This window comes from Tissierella creatinophila DSM 6911 (assembly GCF_001940565.1).
Lineage (GTDB): Bacteria > Bacillota > Clostridia > Tissierellales > Tissierellaceae > Tissierella_A > Tissierella_A creatinophila.
Map to the genome: position 1 here is coordinate 1 of NZ_LTDM01000002.1, position 17,937 is coordinate 17,937.

15 protein-coding genes and 1 pseudogene are annotated in these 17,937 nt (G+C 28.1%); 5 read left to right on the top strand and 11 right to left on the bottom strand.

Annotated features, from left to right (window positions below):
* On the top strand, positions 1–457 hold a 457-nt coding region (locus tag TICRE_RS00535), incomplete at its 5' end, for an IS3 family transposase (RefSeq protein WP_143582993.1).
* A 64-nt stretch (positions 458–521) separates the two neighbouring features.
* Positions 522–740, top strand: a pseudogene (locus TICRE_RS00540) (DUF188 domain-containing protein); the annotation flags it as partial.
* A 351-nt stretch (positions 741–1,091) separates the two neighbouring features.
* Here the strand turns inward: TICRE_RS00540 and TICRE_RS13555 are convergent.
* The 5 genes from TICRE_RS13555 to TICRE_RS13140 form a co-directional block, all read right to left on the bottom strand.
* The gene (locus TICRE_RS13555) at positions 1,092–1,814 is read right to left on the bottom strand and encodes a restriction endonuclease (RefSeq protein ID WP_084191687.1); all 723 of its coding nucleotides are present in this window, start codon (positions 1,812–1,814) and stop codon (positions 1,092–1,094) included.
* 94 nt (positions 1,815–1,908) lie between these two features.
* Positions 1,909–2,142: a hypothetical protein gene (locus TICRE_RS13135; RefSeq protein WP_158016369.1), complete on the bottom strand. Its 234-nt coding sequence runs from the start codon at positions 2,140–2,142 to the stop codon at positions 1,909–1,911.
* Positions 2,143–2,283: 141 nt separating this feature from the next.
* Positions 2,284–5,430 carry a restriction endonuclease gene (locus TICRE_RS00550; protein WP_075724089.1) on the bottom strand — a complete coding sequence of 1,049 codons (3,147 nt, stop codon included), beginning with the start codon at positions 5,428–5,430 and terminating at the stop codon, positions 2,284–2,286.
* 11 nt (positions 5,431–5,441) lie between these two features.
* A complete protein-coding gene (locus TICRE_RS00555; protein WP_075724090.1) occupies positions 5,442–7,409 on the bottom strand; it encodes a site-specific DNA-methyltransferase in 1,968 nt (655 codons plus the stop codon).
* A complete protein-coding gene (locus TICRE_RS13140; RefSeq protein WP_158016370.1) occupies positions 7,402–7,542 on the bottom strand; it encodes a hypothetical protein in 141 nt (46 codons plus the stop codon). The genes TICRE_RS00555 and TICRE_RS13140 overlap by 8 nt, the downstream gene beginning before the upstream one ends.
* 626 nt (positions 7,543–8,168) lie before the next feature.
* Between TICRE_RS13140 and TICRE_RS00560 the strand changes: the two genes are divergently transcribed.
* Both TICRE_RS00560 and TICRE_RS00565 read left to right on the top strand, forming a co-directional pair.
* The gene (locus TICRE_RS00560; RefSeq protein WP_075724091.1) at positions 8,169–8,678 is read left to right on the top strand and encodes an RNA polymerase sigma factor; all 510 of its coding nucleotides are present in this window, start codon (positions 8,169–8,171) and stop codon (positions 8,676–8,678) included.
* The gene (locus TICRE_RS00565; protein WP_075724092.1) at positions 8,671–9,564 is read left to right on the top strand and encodes an RsiV family protein; all 894 of its coding nucleotides are present in this window, start codon (positions 8,671–8,673) and stop codon (positions 9,562–9,564) included. The genes TICRE_RS00560 and TICRE_RS00565 overlap by 8 nt, the downstream gene beginning before the upstream one ends.
* A gap of 97 nt (positions 9,565–9,661) precedes the next feature.
* On the opposite strand, the gene TICRE_RS00570 is transcribed toward TICRE_RS00565, so the two are convergent.
* From TICRE_RS00570 to TICRE_RS00585, 4 genes are all read right to left on the bottom strand, one after another.
* A complete protein-coding gene (locus tag TICRE_RS00570; protein ID WP_075724093.1) occupies positions 9,662–10,594 on the bottom strand; it encodes an ABC transporter permease in 933 nt (310 codons plus the stop codon).
* Positions 10,587–12,092 (bottom strand): sugar ABC transporter ATP-binding protein, encoded by a 1,506-nt coding sequence (locus TICRE_RS00575; protein ID WP_075724094.1) that lies wholly within the window; start codon positions 12,090–12,092, stop codon positions 10,587–10,589. The genes TICRE_RS00570 and TICRE_RS00575 overlap by 8 nt, the downstream gene beginning before the upstream one ends.
* A gap of 56 nt (positions 12,093–12,148) precedes the next feature.
* On the bottom strand, positions 12,149–13,111 hold the full coding sequence (locus TICRE_RS00580) for a sugar ABC transporter substrate-binding protein (protein WP_075724095.1): 963 nt from the start codon (positions 13,109–13,111) through the stop codon (positions 12,149–12,151).
* A gap of 160 nt (positions 13,112–13,271) precedes the next feature.
* Positions 13,272–14,465: a methyl-accepting chemotaxis protein gene (locus tag TICRE_RS00585; protein ID WP_075724096.1), complete on the bottom strand. Its 1,194-nt coding sequence runs from the start codon at positions 14,463–14,465 to the stop codon at positions 13,272–13,274.
* A 234-nt stretch (positions 14,466–14,699) separates the two neighbouring features.
* Between TICRE_RS00585 and TICRE_RS00590 the strand changes: the two genes are divergently transcribed.
* Positions 14,700–15,284: a metal-dependent hydrolase gene (locus TICRE_RS00590; protein ID WP_075724097.1), complete on the top strand. Its 585-nt coding sequence runs from the start codon at positions 14,700–14,702 to the stop codon at positions 15,282–15,284.
* A 39-nt stretch (positions 15,285–15,323) separates the two neighbouring features.
* Here the strand turns inward: TICRE_RS00590 and TICRE_RS00595 are convergent, their stop codons facing one another.
* Entirely contained in the window at positions 15,324–16,982 is a 1,659-nt protein-coding gene (locus TICRE_RS00595; RefSeq protein WP_075724098.1) for a nucleoside kinase, read from the bottom strand.
* Positions 16,983–17,000: 18 nt separating this feature from the next.
* Positions 17,001–17,897, bottom strand: coding sequence for an FUSC family protein (locus TICRE_RS00600; protein ID WP_075724099.1), 897 nt, complete (start codon positions 17,895–17,897; stop codon positions 17,001–17,003).
* Positions 17,898–17,937: the final 40 nt, after the last annotated feature.

Consider the following 17,937-nt stretch of genomic DNA (forward strand, 5'->3'; position numbering starts at 1 on the left):
TTATATTTATACTTTATCTGGTTTTGTATATTTAGCATCAATAATGGATCTATATTCAAGAAAAATAGTCGGTTGGCATTTAACTGATAATCTTTCTACTAAAAGTGTTTTAAGAGCAATAGAAAAGTCAAAGCAAAACAGAAAAATAGATTGCCCCATAATTATTCACAGCGACAGAGGCGTGCAATACATCTCAAAAGCTTATATTGACGCTACTCCTGCAGAAAGCTTTATAAGGAGTTACTCAAGGAAAGGTAACCCTTGGGATAATGCAGTAATCGAGTCTTTTCATGCACTTATTAAAAGAGAATGGCTGAATAGATTTGTAATTCAGCATCTAAGTCATGCTCATGAGTTAATATTTGAATACATTGAAACATTCTACAATACAAAGAGAATACATAGTCACTGTGACATGAAGTCGCCTTATGACTATGAGGAAGAAAATATTATTTAACAGAATATAGATTTATTATGTTTAATTTGTCCTTTTTCTTGACAGAGGACCAGACTATGGACTTGCTGCAATGTGTATATCAAAAGAAGCTTATCCTATAAACCAAAATGGGTTAGTATATACTTCTTACAATATTGATGGAATGCTTAATACTCGTCATATTCATAAAGAGTTAAGAAAGACTGGAAAACACCATAGTAAATTTAAGAAGAGAACAAAGGAAAATGATGATAAGTTTAGAACAAGTTTTAAACGACTTATAGAAGATAAAGAAAGATTGTAAGACAAGCTTAAAGGACAGAGTATAAAACATACTCTGTCCTTGTAATATTAACGGTTCTGTAGCTTTTGTAGTGTAAAATTTAATTAGTAAATATGCCCTCACCATTTCCTATCAATATCTTATTTGCCATTAAAGAGCTTGTTCTTTTATTTCCATCCCAAAATAATTGACTTTTTACGGCTCATACAAAATATTCTAATGCTCTATTAGTTGAGTTTTTTATATCCAAGTTTGGCATAATTTTCACAAAGATACTTTTTCTCTCTTATAAACAAGTTAGACATATGCTATCACTACCTTTCTGGATTAATTCAAGAAAATCATAATAACTTACACACTATTCTATTATTTTCAATTTAAATCTTTAGTAAATCTACATTTTGGAAAATTTGAACAACCCCAAAATGAACCTCTCTTACCTTTTCGAATTAATAATTTACTTTTGCACATAGGACAATACTCTGCTTGAACCTCTGTTTCATATTTTAACTTTTCAGCTAGATTCTTACCTTGGTTTTTAGACATGATGCCAATAAGCATATCTCTATCCCATAACTCTATATTATTAGCCTTTGCTAAGTTCTGAGCATTGGATGTAAAATAGCTATTAGTAATAACCATACCTTTAGATGCGCCATAATAATTAATAGCTCCCACAATTTCTTGTATGGCAGTAATTCCTACCTTATCTTTCCATCGTTTAGCTTGTACCACAATCTTTGAACCATCTTTATTTAAAATTAAATCAGCACCATAATCATTAGTAGCCTTTGTAACCTCACCTTTATATCCTTGATTTTGGAAATGTACTAATATAAATTTTTCAAAGTCTAACCCAGACATTGTATCTAAATCATCAATTCCACTGTTTAATAATTTCTGATAATCCTTTTTCTTTTTCTTTAAACTTATCTTTACAACAACAAAAATTGATATAGCGGTTCCCAGTAAAAAAGTTATAATAGCCAGCACTATATTTTTAGTATTAAGATAAAGCATGAGACTTATTAAAGCCATTAAACTTGTAGCTATATCAATAGGATGATCTTTCTTTTTCTTAGTTATTTTACTCATAAAACTCCTCCTATAATCCTAATATAATTTTATTTTCTAAGTCTATAACTGATCCTTATTCTATAAGTTCTAATAGTTACAACATAATCCAATATTAATCTTTAAAGTATACTGCTTTAATTTCACCAAAACCTTGATATGTTAAATCGAAATATTGAGAATCTGAAATAAATTCTACACCATTTTCTTTTAAACTAGCATAAATTTTATATATACCTGTTACTGTTGTACCTATGTGTACTACTTGTTTAAGTATGTTAATACCTCGCCTTCTTTTAATATAAGTGAACCCTTGATTTAAAAATTGATTGTCATAGGATGTTAACAATGAGAATAAAAAAACATAGGTAATTTTTACGATTTTTTACCTATGTTTTTTTAATATGGGTAAGCTTTACCTATGTCTTTTACTTAATCTAAATCAATTTTATCCAGATTATTTTACTCTTGTACCCATATATTAATTCAATCAATACAATCCATTTTTATTTTTAAAGTTTTCATATGAACTTGCCCAAGTAAATTTAATATCTTTTCCTGATTCTTCACTTATAGTTTCAAAATGTGCTTCTCCACATTTTATCTTAAATTTTTCTACTCCCATTAAATCTTTTTCTTCTTTTTGAAACTTTGTTTCTGCTATGAAATAAAGGTTATCTTTTCCATCATCTTCATAAACTATAGCCCAGTCAGGAGTGTAATTTCCATAAGGGGTGTCTATTACAAATCCACCTTTACTTAATTTAGTAAACAATTTTACTTTAGCATCCTTATCCAATTGAATAGCAAATTCTTCTTCCCCTTTACTATCAAATTTATAATATCTATTAATTCCTCTTTTAGTACTGTTATTATCAACTCTTGGATCATTTGGATATAGATATACACCTTTTTTACCTATTTCAGTATTTATTACCGTATCCATTTTAAATATATCAGTTTGAGATATAGTATAGCCTTTCAATAAGTCATATTCTATTGGACTTTCACTTATTTGTTTTAAAAGAACATCTTTTATTTCTTTCAAAGCTCCGTCTAAATATTCTTGGCTGTTAAATAAGTGTTTTTTATCTATACTGTCATATATATATTGAATACTTCTTCTTGGTAAGTCTGTTCCTTCCATTATAAAATTTATAATTTCAGCTGTACTTCTCTCTATTTTAATTTCCATATTTTCTATTTTTTCTTTTATTTCTAAAGCTTTTTCATATCCAGCTCCAGTTATTTTATTTATATGATGTTTACCTTCTTCTAAAGTATAGTATTGCTCAGTTAAATCTCTATATAAGAAGTATTCATTTAATCTTTCTATAGCTGATTTTAAGAACTTATCCTCATCTATGTCTATTCTATAAGTAGTCTTATAAGATAATTTATCTCCTAATCTAAAAACTATTTTCTTAAAATCTTCTTCATTAACAAAGCTATTTATTTTATTTACTATATTTTCTTCATCACCATTTTCAATCACTATACTTCTAGAGCCTCTTTCTTCCATCACATTTATAATCTCTTCTTTTATTTTTATTGAATGTGCTTTCAATACTTTATTTTTAAACTCTATACTGTCTAGTTTTTCTTTTATATTTTCATTTAATATTCCCTCAGAGTTAATAATTTCATGTTCCTTTAACTCTTCAACCATTCTTAAAGAAAGCTCTGAATCTATTTCAGTTTCTTTGATACCTGCATTTTTAAATATCTGGTTTATTATATCTTGACTTATTTGTTCTTTATTAAATCCTGCTTCTTCATTGTAAGATTTTTGTAAGCTTTTACTGAATTCTTCATAACTACTATTAGCTACAACAGTTAGTACATTGTCTTCTATATCTTTATTTCTTTTACCATCAATATCTACAGGAAGTCTCAGCCCCCTACCTATCTCTTGTTTTTTAGCAATTTCATTATCACTTTTCTTTAAAGTACAAAGGGTAAATATATTAGGATTATCCCATCCTTCCCTTAAAGCAGAATGTGAGAATATAAAAGCTAAAGAAGTTTTAAAATCTATAAGGTCTTCCTTCCTTTCTAATATAAGTTCTATTCCATTTTCGATACTTCTCTTCTCTTTTTGATTATATGACTTTTTATTTTCATCTATTTCTATAATCTCAGTTCTGGTTTTTAACTTATCTATTGCAAAGTACCCTTCTCTAACTGATTTTACATCTTCATAATATGGAAACTTATCTATATATTTTTCAAACTTTACTTTCCATTTATCTTGTTTTACTATTTTAGAGTACTCTTGATCAAATATCCTAAAATATTCTCCATCTTCTCCATCTTCTTGTCTAACTTTTTTAACTTCATCTATAAAAAATAGTGATAAAGCTTTTATTTCTTTTCCTTTATCCAACAATTTAAATTGTTGTTCTAAATGAGATTCTATAGCAATTCTCATTTGTAGTCTGACTATATCCGATTCTGTAAAAGGAGTTATAGACTCACCTTCATCAATTTCAATCATTTTACCATTTGCATCTATTTTTAAAGGATGTCCTTTAAAAGGATTTTCTAGAAGTCTATAGTTCTTATATTGCTTTAACTCTCCTGAAAATTCATAGATATTATCTTTTTCTTTATTAATATCAAAGGTTTTAGTTTTTACGCCTTTTCCAGTATCATTATATAGTATCTCTATCTTAGCATCATTGTTTTTAGTCATCTTTATATATTTTATATAAGGAAAATCCTTAGGTAATTTTCTAGTTATAGATCTTACTCTTATTCTCTTAACTAGTTCTTTTACATAGGCATCATAAGAACTCAGTTCATAAACTAAATTCATCTTTTGTCTATGAGTGGCTGAATATCTTATTACAAATCTAGGATCTGTTTCATATATAGCTTTCATTGTCTTTGTCATTTCTTTTTTAGAATCTCCACCATCAAACTTTTGTGGTTCATCAAGAATTACTATAGGATGAACACCCTTCATCTGATCCCAAGCAGAAACATTATCTAGATTGTACTCGCCTGAGGAATCTCTTAATCTATTATTTGTACTATTAAAAGCATGAGTATTTACTATTAAAATACTTAATTCATTTTTATCTATAAAGTTATCTCTTACACTAGCTGCTACATCTTTTATACTTGCATCGAATGTAAGAACATGTTTAGAAATATCTATTCCATCGTAATCTTTTGCTATTTGGTGCTTAAATATATCTATACTTTTCTGGACTCCAAGCCTTATAGCTACAGAAGGAACTATTATTATAAATTTATTAAAACTTCCTTCATATTGCTTATAAAGCTCCATTATAGTTTTTAAATATACATATGTTTTACCTGTTCCTGTTTCCATCTCTACTGTTAAATTTAGTATTCCTTTATCTAGGTCTATACTTTCATTTGCCATAATATTGTTGCCAAACTGAACATATTTTAAATTATTTAGAAACTTTTCTCCAAGAGATATTTCTTTATTTCTAATATACTTTCCTGATCCTCTAGTAGAAGCTCTTATAACATTTAACTTGTCTCCGTATATAGGATTGGTAACTACTTTAGGAATATCTACAAATAAATCTACTAAAGAATTGACAGCATATTTTTGATAATCAAGTTCTTCTATGTCAAATTGTATTTTTTTCTCAGTCATCAATATTCCTCCTATATCCAATAGATTTTTTGATCTTTTATATCATTTATCTCTTTTATTACTGCTCTCAATCTTTTAACTGCATTTAGTTTTAAGTTTATATTGCTATCAAATGCACTATCTCTAAGAATTATCCATGATAGAGCTGGTTTAATACTACCTATTTTATCTATCATCTCTTCATTTATCTTCTCTTCTAAGCATACCAATATCGCTTGTCCTACTAAATAAATTCTATCTCCTATATAGTCTAGTCTAATAACTTCTTCTGTTAATTCTATATCTTGTCTTTTAAGCATCATTTCATAAACTACATCTATATCTGTGAAATGAGGGTTAAAGTCATCAGAGTCTTTTGGAGATATTGCTTTAAGTTTTTCTAAGTCTATTCCTTCTTCTACAGTGTCTTTAACTCTCTTAAGGTTTGTATCTTCTACTTTAAATACTTTAAATCCTATGTCTAGGTTCTCTGGATCTTTCATCAATTTTCTTTCCTCTTCACTGGCTTTATTAAATCTTTCTTTTAGATCATTTTTAATGTTATCTCCTGATTTTCTTATTCTTGCTTTACCTATTTCAGATATGTTTTTATAATCTGCTTTATAAGCTTCTGATTTTTCATCGGTTGGTTCTGGAAGTTGTACCATTATATATTTTCTATTACCATTGTCTTCTGCATTTAAATCTAAAATCGCATGGGCTGTAGTAGACGATCCTGAAAAAAAATCTAATATTATATCTTCATTATTAGAACCAGTTTTAGATATTATTTTTATCAAAGATACAGGCTTACTAAATTCAAAAACATCCTTTTTGAATAAATCTTTTATTTCTTTAGCAGAGTCAGAAGAAAACCCACCCTTTTCAATTATAGTAGGTAGAGTTGCACCTTGTCTTACTTCTGTTATATATCTTTTTAGAAATGGACTTCCAGAATTCTTTCTAAATCCAATCCTACCTTCATTAAGTAATTGCTCTATTTTTTCTTTATTATATAGCCAGCATTTATTCTGAGGAGGATCAAACATTTCTTTTGTATCAGGATTCATTATTGGAAATATACAGCTTTCTACTAATCTGCCACCTTTCCCATTCGCACTTAAATCTGATGCAGCCCACCTCCCGCGTGAATCATTATCGGGGTTTTTATATCTTTCATTTATGCTATCATTTCTTGGCTGTAGATTAAGAACCACAGATTCAATGTTTTTTGCAAAACAAATAATGTATTCATGATTTTTACCAATAATTCTATCATTGGGAGCAGTCGCCCTTCGTTTCCATATTAATTGTTCTACAAAATTCCTTTCTCCAAATATTTCATCACAAATCTTTCTTATATTATGAACTTCATTATCATCTATAGATATAAATATAACTCCATCATCTTTAAGCAAATCTTTTGCTACCTTAAGTCTAGGATACATCATATTTAACCAGTCAGAATGAAATCTTCCTGAGTCTTTTGAGTTTTTCACAAGTCTTTCGCCATATTCATCTACTTCCCCGGAAAGCTTAGCATATTCTTCTTCACTCATAGCAAAGTTATCTTTATATACAAAATCGTTCCCTGTGTTATAAGGCGGATCTATGTAAATCATTTTAATTTTACCATAATAAGATTGTCTAAGTAATTTAATAACCTCCAGATTATCTCCTTCTATATATAAGTTTTGAGTGGTTTCAGGATTTTTACTATCTTCTTCTACATATTTAAGAGTTTTACCTACTATATCTTCATCAGCTTCTCTTATAGCTTCTCTTTTACCTATCCAAGTCATATTATATTTTTCTACGTTTTTGTCCTCTTCTTCATATTTTCCAAACCTATCAAGTAAGGCTTGAAAATCTACTACTCCATCTCTAACTGTTTCTGGGAATAGTTCTTCTAAATCATTTACAAATTTACTTATAAATTGTTTTTTATTATCTTCTATTTTATCAAATATTCCACTTGGTACTTTTTCAAATTTATCCATTTATTATATCCTCCAATTTTTCATATAGTTTAACTAATTTTTTATTGATTTCCATTCGTTCAGAAGTTAATTTTATCTTTTTATCTTTTTTATTTAATAGTTTAATTTCTTCAACCATATCTATCAATTCCATTATGTTATTTCTGCTATACCCTAGTTTTGAGTTTAATAGATCTTTATAGTTTTTTATATTGTCTTTATTATTTATCCATTAATAGTTCCAACTATATCTGTATTATCTTTTGTGTAAGCCAAGTGTTTCACCTCATCTAAATTTATAAACTTGATTTTTACGATTTTAAGCGCTATTCCTATTATATCAAATTCTGAAAATTAGACAATCTATCTAATTATAACTATTTTTTGTTAAATAGTATTTTAACTTAAATTTCTAAATCTATTTGGCTATAATCTTTATTTACTTACCACTACTCCATTTTAGTACTTTCAAGATAATTTGACAGGCTCGAAAGGTGAAGATCTTCAAATCTTCCTAATACTGCCATAAGTTTTTCATTTCTCTAATTAGATGTAAATGTCAATATAAGAACCGTTCTTATATTGACATTTACAGTAGTGAACAAATACCTAATATTTAGCAGCTACGGGATACTTTTAGACTTTATTCACATACAAATTCATATATATCTATTATAATTTAATTAAATGTTAATTGTTTTGAAACTTTTTAAGATAGTTATCCGTCTATATATTGTAAAGGCCTTTACGATAGAAATGAAATATGAAGGGAAGCTTAAAATGCGCAAAGTTGAATTGGAAAAATATGTTGAGGATTATATAATTGAATATCAAGATGCCATCTATAGATTAGCTTATAGCTATGTAAGAAATGTTGAAGATTCTCTAGATATTGTTCAAGAATCTATATTTAAAGCATTTTCATCTATTGATAGCCTCAAAGAACCTCAATTTATTAAGACTTGGTTTTATAGAATAGTTGTAAATACTTCTATAGACTTTATTAGAAAAAGAAAAAGAGAAGTTTTAGTAGACGATGAATCCTTACTTTATAATGATATTGGTCGTATTGATATTTATGAAGATATAGACTTAGAAAAAGCATTAAATGAGCTTCCTAATAACTATCGTACAATTATAATATTAAGATATTTTGAAGATCTACCGTTAAAAGAAATAGCATCTATATTAGGTCAAAATATAAATACTGTAAAAACTAATCTTTACAAAGGTTTAAAAAAGCTAAAGATAAATATTAATATTGGTGATAAGGAGGTTAAAAATGTTTGATAAAAAAATAGAACAGTTAAAAGAAGACTATAAAAATATTCCCATTCCAAAGGAATTAGATTCCTTAATAGAACAGACATTAAGAGAGAGGAGAATTGAAATGAGAAAGCAAAAAAGTATTAGAAAAGCCTTAACCCTATTATCCTCTGTTGCTGCTTTATTTGTACTTGTAATAGCAGGTGTAAATACTAGTTTTGTTATTGCAGATAGCTTAGGTAATATTCCAGTTATTGGAAGTGTAGTTAAAGTCTTAACCTTTAGAGAGTACAAAATAGATCAAGATCATTATCAGGGAAATATAGTAACCCCTAAGATAGAAGGTTTAGAAAATGAAAATCTACAAAATAGTTTAAATGAAAAATATTTAAAAGAAAACAAAAAACTTTATGAAGAATTTATGAAGGAAATTGAAGATTTAAAAGAAAATGGGCAAGGTTATTTAGGAGTAGATAGTGGATATATTGTAAAAACTGATACCGATGAAATCTTTTCAATAGCTAGATATAAAACAAATACTGCCGCTTCTTCTTCTACAGAATTTACATTTGATACAATTTCTAAAAAAGATAATATATTAATAACTCTACCTTCTCTATTTAAAGATGATAAGTATATAGAAATTATAAGTGAAAATATTAAAGAGCAGATGATTGAAAACAATAAAAAGGATGATTCTAAAATTTATTGGTTAGAAGAACTAGGTAACGATTTAGATAACTTTGAAAAAATCGCTCCTGATCAACATTTTTATATTGATGAAAATAGTAATTTAATTATATCTTTTGACGAATATGAAGTAGCTCCTGGATTTATGGGTGTTTTAGAATTTACTATACCTACAAAAATTTTATCAGATATTCTAATTAGTAATGATTATATAAAATAAAATAAATTTAATTTATACATTAGAAATCAAAGCTACCCCGACTTAATAAAACGTTGGGGTAGCTTTGTTTTCTAATTTTAATTTTGTTTTAGCAAGTTTATTTTTTAGAAATATTATCTATACCAACTGCCATTAGAAGCACAGCTCCTTTTACTACTGTTTGAAAGTAAGTGTCTACTCCTAGAAGTATCATCCCATTAGAAAGTATAGCAATTATCAACAATCCAATAACTACACCCTGAAGCTTTCCCTCGCCTCCGTTTACACTTATTCCTCCTAGTACCACTGCTGTTACAACGTCAAATTCTAAGCCGACCCCTGTACTAGGAAGAGCACTATTTATTCTAGATAACATTACAACTGATGCAAGAGAAGCTAGTAGACCTGATAAAATATAAACTACATATTTTATCTTTACAACATCTACTCCAGAAAGAATAGATGCTTTTTCATTGGCTCCTATTCCATATAGATATCTTCCAAACCTTGTATAGTTTAAAATAAAGAATCCAAATATATATACTATAACTAGTATTATTATAGGAACTGGTACTCCGAGGATATAACCTTGACCTATAAATGAAAAACTTTTAGGAAATCCAAATATGCTTACCCCCTTTGTAACTATATAAGTGATGCCACTATATATAGTCATTGTTCCAAGTGTTGAAATAAGGGGAGATATCTTTATCTTATTTATTAAAAATCCATTAAATAAGCCAAGACCCATTCCTGATATAAGTGTAATTATAATAGCTATAGGGACACTAACGCCTGCAACCATAAGTTTTGCAAGTATTACGGAAGTAAGTCCTAGTATAGAGCCTACAGATAGATCTATTCCTCCGGTAAGAATTACCATAGTCATACTTACTGTCACAATACCTACCACTGCAATTTGTCTTAAAACCTTAGTTAGATTATCTACTGTTAAAAAATATGGACTACTGAAAGATAAAAATAAAAATAAAACCATTAAAAATATCAATATTCCATAAGTAAAAACTCCACTTCTTTTAATTTTATCCATTTTTTTGCTCCTTTAATAGACTTGCTGAATCTATAAAAATCTTTTCCGATGTAATTTCAGATGATTTATATTCTGATACTATATGCCCATTACTCATAACAAGTATTCTATCAGAAATATTTATGACTTCCTGCATTTCTGAAGATATCATTATAATGGACTTTCCTTCCTCTGTTAAACTTCTTAGTATATTATATATCTCTTCTTTAGCACCTACATCTATTCCTCTAGTAGGCTCATCAAATATAAATATAGATGCGTTTGACAGAAGCCATTTTGCTATAACTATCTTTTGTTGATTTCCTCCACTTAGGTTTAAAACTTTTTCTCCGAGTGTGGAGTACTTAACTTGTAATTTTTCTAATATATTTTTTACAAGCTTTTCTTCTTTTCTTTTATCTATAACTCCTATTTTACTAATGTTTTCTAGTGAAGAATAAGTTACATTTTCTAAAACTGATAGATCTAGTAACAATCCTAAAGATTTTCTATCTTCTGTTATGAATGCTATGTTTTCTTCTATAGCATCTCTTGGCGACTTTATCTTCTTTTGTTTTCCCCCTATAAAAACTTCTCCTGAAAGTATTTCATCTACTCCAAATATTGCTTCTGCAAGTTCTGTCCTTCCTGATCCTATAAGTCCAGCTATTCCTAGTATTTCACCTTTTAACAAGATAAAAGATATATCTTTTATCTTGTTCGTATTTACATTTTTAAATTCTAAAACTCTTTGAGAAACTATTTCTTTTTCTTTTTCTTTTTTATTTCGGATAAGGTCTCTTCCAACCATAAGATTTACTAGCATTTCTTCATCAAGTTCAGTTGGTGATTTGCTATCTATCACTTTACCATCTCTTAAAACTGTAATGGTATCTGATATCTCTAAGACTTCATCTAGTCTATGGGATATGTATATTATAGTTACCCCATCGGTTTTAAGTTTATTTATTATATGAAATAAATTTTTTATTTCATTATCAGTTAGTGATGCAGTGGGTTCATCTAATATTAACACCTCAACATTTCTTACAAGGGCTTTTGAAATCTCTACTAATTGTTGATTTCCAATCCCCATATCTCTTATCTTAGTTTCAGGCGATATATTAAGTCCTACTTCTGTTAATAATTCTCTAGTTTTTTTGAGCATATATTTTTTATCTAAAATCAATCCATTTGTTTTTTCGTTTCCATAAAAAATATTTTCTACAATAGAAAGTGTCGGTATCATATTAAGCTCTTGATATACTGGTATGATTCCTTTATTCAAGCTATTTATGGGGGAATTATTTTCAATTTCATTTCCTTTATAATAAATTTTTCCAGAAGTTTTATCTACTGCCCCTGTGATAAGCTTTATAAGGGTAGATTTGCCTGCACCATTTTCTCCTACAAGAGAATGAATCTTACCTTTTTCAAATTCTATACTTACATTATTAAGTGCAACTACTCCTGGGTACTCTTTAGTAAGGTTTTCTAATTTCAATATAAACTCTTTCATGGTATCTCCTTATCTTTATATAAATTATCCTCCATTAAAAAATGGAGGATAATTTATTATTTATTTAAAAATTTATCTACATTTTCAGGTGTTACTTTAGTAACTGGAAATTCTATTAATTCTTTTATTGGTCCATCTTTTACTACTTTTTTTGCAGTTTCAATTATAACTTTACCACTTTCAAATGGAGCTATATCTATAGTACCTCTATATATTCCGCCTTCTTTAATTTTCAGTAATGCTTCTTCTATTGCATCAAAACCTACCAAAACTATATCTTTTCCATCTTTTCCAGCTGACATCATCGCCTGATATGCACCAAGCACTGAATCATCATTTATTCCTAATACTACATTTAAGTCTGGATTAGATTGCAAAAGTGTTTCTATAGCATTTAGTCCAAGTTCCCTAGTACTAGCTTCAGGTTCGGCAACTATCTTAGCATTTGGTGCAATAGATAGTACACCTTCTCTTTGACCCCTTGTTCTTTCTAAAGCAGCTGGGATTGTACCTAGTTTAAGGATTGCAACCTTTGCTTCACCATTTAGATTATCTCTTATATATTCTCCTGCAATTTCTCCAGCTTGAAAGCCATTGTCATATTCTATAGATCCTATAAATGCATCTGGATCTCCTACTTCAGCATTTGCAGCTATAACTTTAATACCTGCACTTTTAGCCTCTTGTATCATAGGGTTTAAAGCTTCTGAACTATTTGCACTAAGGATAATTGCATCCACCTTTTGTGTTATAAGATCTTCCATAGCTTTTATTTGAGGTTCTACATCACTTTTCCCATCATGAATGGTTAATTCTATATCTAGTTCTTTTGCCTTTTCTTTCATACCTTCTATTACTCTTACAAAATATGGATTTCCAAGATCCATTGTGATATATCCCATTCTAAGTTTTTCTCCTGTATCTCCTGGAGTCTTTGATGGTTTTTCTCCTTCTTGTGTACATGCTACTAAGCTAAATGCTAATACGCATATTAACATAAGTGAAATTATTTTTTTCATACTATTCTCCTTTAAGTTTTCTTAAGTTTATGATACCCATTTATAGGATTTATAAAATTGTTATTTAATTTTTTTTAATACCTTACTTTTTAATTCCAATTTCATTTTACTATCTATATCTCATAGTAATAAAACACTAGCAATATCTTCTAGTGTTTTATTACCCCATATCATTATGTTTTATCTTTTCAAATTCTACCTGAGTCACTTGTGCTATTTCAGCTACATTTTGTGCTACTTTTTCTAATTCTTCCATCGATTCATTTTGTTTTGAGCTTATTTCTAAATTGTTAGTAGTAGCATTTTCAATTTTTTCCATAGATTCTACCATAGAATCTGAAATCTTAGAAATCTCATTTATCAAATTTATCATTTCATTTGTGCTTAATTCACTTTCTCTGAAATCTTTATTTACATTAGAAATAGCATTTGTTACTTCTTTTATCATAGTGCTTATCTCTTTTATTGTAGTTTCAATTTCTTTTGAAAAGTTATCTGAACTCTCTGCAAGTGTTCGGATTTCTTCTGCTACAACAGTAAATCCTCTTCCAGTTTCTCCAGCTCTAGCTGCTTCAATAGATGCATTAAGTGCTAAAAGATTTGTTTGTGCTGCAATATTTTGTATTTGAGTTATTGCATTTGCTATAGCTATAGATTTTTCCTCTAAATTATTAATCTTTTCTACAGAATAATCCATTGAAGTGTTTACTTTATCTATATTTTCTTTAACACCATTTGCATATTCTACACATTTATTTGAATGAGAACTCACTTCTTCAGTAGCAGCTGATACTTCTTGGGATGCTTTTGAAACTTCGATAGTTTGGTTCTTTACTTTATCTGACATATAACTTACTTCCTGCGAAGAAGCTGCCATTTCTTCAGAGATAGCACTTAGTTGCTCAGTACTATCACCTACCGCTTGTATCATACTTTTATATTTAGAATTATCTTTTACAATCTCTACAGCACCTAGTGGATTTCCTTCTTTATCGTAGATACCAGCGTTGGAGACAAGTGTATTTAACACTTTTCCTCTTTTAGTATATACATCCACACTAGCATCTTTTAAGAACTCTTTACTAGCTATACATTTTTGAGTAGGACAATCTTTACAAACGGTAGCTTTAAATAGATCTCCACACTTTATAGTTTTAGCTTCTTTTTCGCTATATCCCATAAGATCTTCCATAGACTTAGGCCAAAGGATTATATTATAGTCCATATCTCTTACAAAATAAGGATCTGGCATAGCATCTTGAATACCTTTTAATATAAAGAGTTCTTCTTCTAATGCTTTGACTTTTTTATCTTTGTCTCCTAATAAATCAACATCATTATTTTTTTTAAACATTTTTTCAACCTCCCAAATCATTATATGAGGTTTGGAAAAATTATGTGATAATCTAAAAATTTAGTCTATAGTGATATTGTATAAATATTAACCTTTCTAGTATAACATTTTATATTAAATCAATATTTCTACATTTTTTTACAATATTTTCTTTTTTATTGAATATATGTTCGAAAAGATATATAATGTAATAGTCTAAGAATTTGGCTAAATTTTATCATCGAGGTGAAATATATGACGGGAAAAACCCATATAGCTATAGGTGTTGCGGCAGGTCTTACTATGGCCTATGATAAACCTATAAATGAGCAACTTATAATTATCATTGCTTCATCACTTGGTTCTTTAATACCTGATTTAGATCATCCTAAATCAAAGTTAAATCAAAAATTACTGTTTCTAAAAAATGAATTATATCGTGTGGTTTTTTTCATCTCTATAGCTTCTATCTTTTTATATCTATATATGGATAAAAAAAATACTACCTATGCTCTTTTGTCTCTTATTTTCTTATTTATAGGTATATCTACACATCGAGGTTTTACTCATAGTATTATGGGCTTTTTAATATTTGCTTACATAATCAAAACTATAACAACGCAATACAATCTGGATTATCTCTATCAAAGTATAAGCTTAGGATATTTACTACATTTAGTTGCCGACTTTCTAACTCCAAAAGGTGTAAAACTATTTTATCCTTTAAATGTAAATATAGCATCTCCTATAATTATAAATCCAAAGAGTGGAATTGATAGTGTTATATTTACACTTGCAAGTATCTATTCTATAATTTTACTTTTTAAATTTATCATGTAAAACTCCTCTGTAGCTACAGAGGAGTTTTATTATGATTTTTTAATAAAGTTTAAAAGATGCTCCTCCTATAAATTCTCTTAATATAGAATTTGGTGGTATAGTATCTTGTTTTTCAATATCAGAAAAATATTCTAGAAATTTTATAAGTTTTATAGCTTCACTATAATAAATATTGCTTTTATCTATTTTCTTTAACAGTGGAATTATATGTTTTTTAAGCACACCCATTTCATAAACTAATGATGAGTTAAACATTATATCTGCTTCTTCTTGATATGGGAATATATACTTCTCTTCACCCTCTCTTACTCCAGTCCACAATTCAAGTGTTTTTAATGGTCCGTTTCCTCTAAACTTAAAATCTCTTACCATTCTTCTAATTAGTCTTATATCCGTAGTTGATATTCTATTGTGAGGATCTAAGTTTAACTGAGTAAGAGCAGAGATATATATTTTAAATTTATTTTTTTCTGGTATCGTTTTAGTAAGCTCAGGATTTAAACCATGGATTCCCTCTATTATTATAGGATGATTTTTATCTAATCTTACTATTTTACCTGAGTTTTCTCTTTTACCAGTTAAAAAGTTGAATTTAGGAAGCTCGACATCCCTTCCTTCCAATAAATTTACAAGATCCATATTTAAACTTTCTAGGTCTATAGCTTTTATTGTCTCAAAATCTGGAAGGCCATCTTTTTTTAAAGGAGTGTTATCCCTATCTAAAAAATAATCATCTAATGATATAGTAACCGGTCTTTGTCCATTTACATTCATTTGAACCGCTAACCTCTTTGAAAATGTAGTTTTACCTGAAGAAGATGGTCCAGCTATCTGTATAATATTTACATCCGTATCTTTATATATAATATCTGCAATTTCAGCTACTTTTTTTTCATGATGAGCTTCTGTTATTTGAATTATATCATCTATATTTCCATTGTTTATTTTTTCATTTAACGAACCTACATAAGATAAATCCAATATATCAAGCCAATCACTTGTATCTTCAAACATCTTAGCTAGTTTCTTTTGTTCTTTAAAATTATCTATATTGTAGTTGTTTTTCTTACTTGGAAAGAGTATTATAACGCCAGGATAATAATATTTTAGTTTAAACTCTTTTACATATCCTGTAGAAGCAGCTAAATATCCATGAAAAGAATCATAATGATTTTCTATCTTATATATACTTATTTCTTCTTTATCTATAGATTCCAGAAGTCTTAATTTATCTGCATATCCATTTCTTCTAAAAATCTCTATTGCTTTATGTTTTTTATACTTTATTCTCTCTATGATAGAATCCTTTTCTACTATCTCTCTCATTTTTTGTTCTATATTTATCAAATCATCAAAACTAATAGGGTAATCTTCATCTAATTTGGCATAAAGCCCTGAACCTAAAAAGTATTCTATACTCACTTTACTATTTGGATAAAGTTCTTTACAAGCCATTATAAATACAACTGATATAGTTTTAGTATATATCCTATATCCATCAACATCAGTATTGTCTAAAAATTCTATGTCCACGTTTTCTTCTATACTTTTATCTAAATTATATATTGTATTGTTTATCCTCGCTCCTAAATACTTCTTATAATTTTCTCCAAAGATATTTTTTGATAGTTCTAAAAGACTTATTCCTTTTTCTACTTCTAGGTATTTTAATCCAACAATATTTACCTTAACTTTCATAAAATCCTCCTTTAAAACTTATGCTATTTCACTTTTATAATTGTACATGATTTCTATAGACTTTAACTCATATAGTATTTCTCTTAAATGATAGTTGTATATTATATATATTTGTTCTTTTTCTATATCTTCCCTCTTAGGTATCTCTTCTAAAAACATAGTTTCTAAAAGCTCTTTATTTTCTTCATCTATATATACTCCACTATCTAGTAAGTTTATTACTCTAAAATGACTATGAATATTTTGAAACATCTCAAATATATATTCATAATTTATTAAACTTTGATGTGTATTTATCTTAAACTTTGTATCTTTTTTAAGTGTCTCATAATTTTCTTCAATATAATTTATTTCTTTTTTTAAATTGTCTAATTGAGGTTTTTTATCACTCCAAATCATCCCTTTTATGTTTTCTATTACTTCTGTAGTCATATTATCTATAATGGTCTCCATTTTTATCTCTATTTTAGGTGGTCTTATAAAGTAGTTTATAGTTGTACCTACTATTACTCCAATAAATGTATCTAAAGTTCTATTTAATGCATAGGTAAACCTATAACCTTCTTCAAAATCTATTATAATTACTAAGAAGACTATCATTGCCATCCTAACTGCATCTTGCCATTTTAGCATATTAGATATATATAGTATGACAAAGAGTCCAAGGGCTGTAGTTACAAAATTTACTGGTGAAATCCACGTTATTATAAGTGCTATTATAGCCCCAAAAACTGTTCCATACATTCTGTATTTTCCTGTACTAAATGATTCTGATACGGAAGTTTCCATAGTCATTATAGCTGCAATTCCTGCAAGTATAGGGCTATTTATATTTAAAATTTTGGATATTTCTAGAGTTAACACTACTGCTATAACTGTTTTTACAGTTCTCATCCCAACTTTTTTAAATTTCATAATTCACCTCTATAATTTATCTTTTATGTCTTTTAGACTA

Bases quoted from the DNA above. Each gene is read 5' to 3' on its own strand.
- TICRE_RS13555 (WP_084191687.1), bottom strand. From the start codon at position 1,814: ATGAGTAAAATAACTAAGAAAAAGAAAGATCATCCTATTGATATAGCT.
- TICRE_RS00550 (WP_075724089.1), bottom strand. From the start codon at position 5,430: ATGACTGAGAAAAAAATACAATTTGACATAGAAGAACTTGATTATCAA.
- TICRE_RS00555 (WP_075724090.1), bottom strand. From the start codon at position 7,409: ATGGATAAATTTGAAAAAGTACCAAGTGGAATATTTGATAAAATAGAA.
- TICRE_RS13140 (WP_158016370.1), bottom strand. From the start codon at position 7,542: ATGGAATTGATAGATATGGTTGAAGAAATTAAACTATTAAATAAAAAA.
- TICRE_RS00560 (WP_075724091.1), top strand. From the start codon at position 8,169: ATGCGCAAAGTTGAATTGGAAAAATATGTTGAGGATTATATAATTGAA.
- TICRE_RS00565 (WP_075724092.1), top strand. From the start codon at position 8,671: ATGTTTGATAAAAAAATAGAACAGTTAAAAGAAGACTATAAAAATATT.
- TICRE_RS00570 (WP_075724093.1), bottom strand. From the start codon at position 10,594: ATGGATAAAATTAAAAGAAGTGGAGTTTTTACTTATGGAATATTGATA.
- TICRE_RS00575 (WP_075724094.1), bottom strand. From the start codon at position 12,092: ATGAAAGAGTTTATATTGAAATTAGAAAACCTTACTAAAGAGTACCCA.
- TICRE_RS00580 (WP_075724095.1), bottom strand. From the start codon at position 13,111: ATGAAAAAAATAATTTCACTTATGTTAATATGCGTATTAGCATTTAGC.
- TICRE_RS00585 (WP_075724096.1), bottom strand. From the start codon at position 14,465: ATGTTTAAAAAAAATAATGATGTTGATTTATTAGGAGACAAAGATAAA.
- TICRE_RS00590 (WP_075724097.1), top strand. From the start codon at position 14,700: ATGACGGGAAAAACCCATATAGCTATAGGTGTTGCGGCAGGTCTTACT.
- TICRE_RS00595 (WP_075724098.1), bottom strand. From the start codon at position 16,982: ATGAAAGTTAAGGTAAATATTGTTGGATTAAAATACCTAGAAGTAGAA.
- TICRE_RS00600 (WP_075724099.1), bottom strand. From the start codon at position 17,897: ATGAAATTTAAAAAAGTTGGGATGAGAACTGTAAAAACAGTTATAGCA.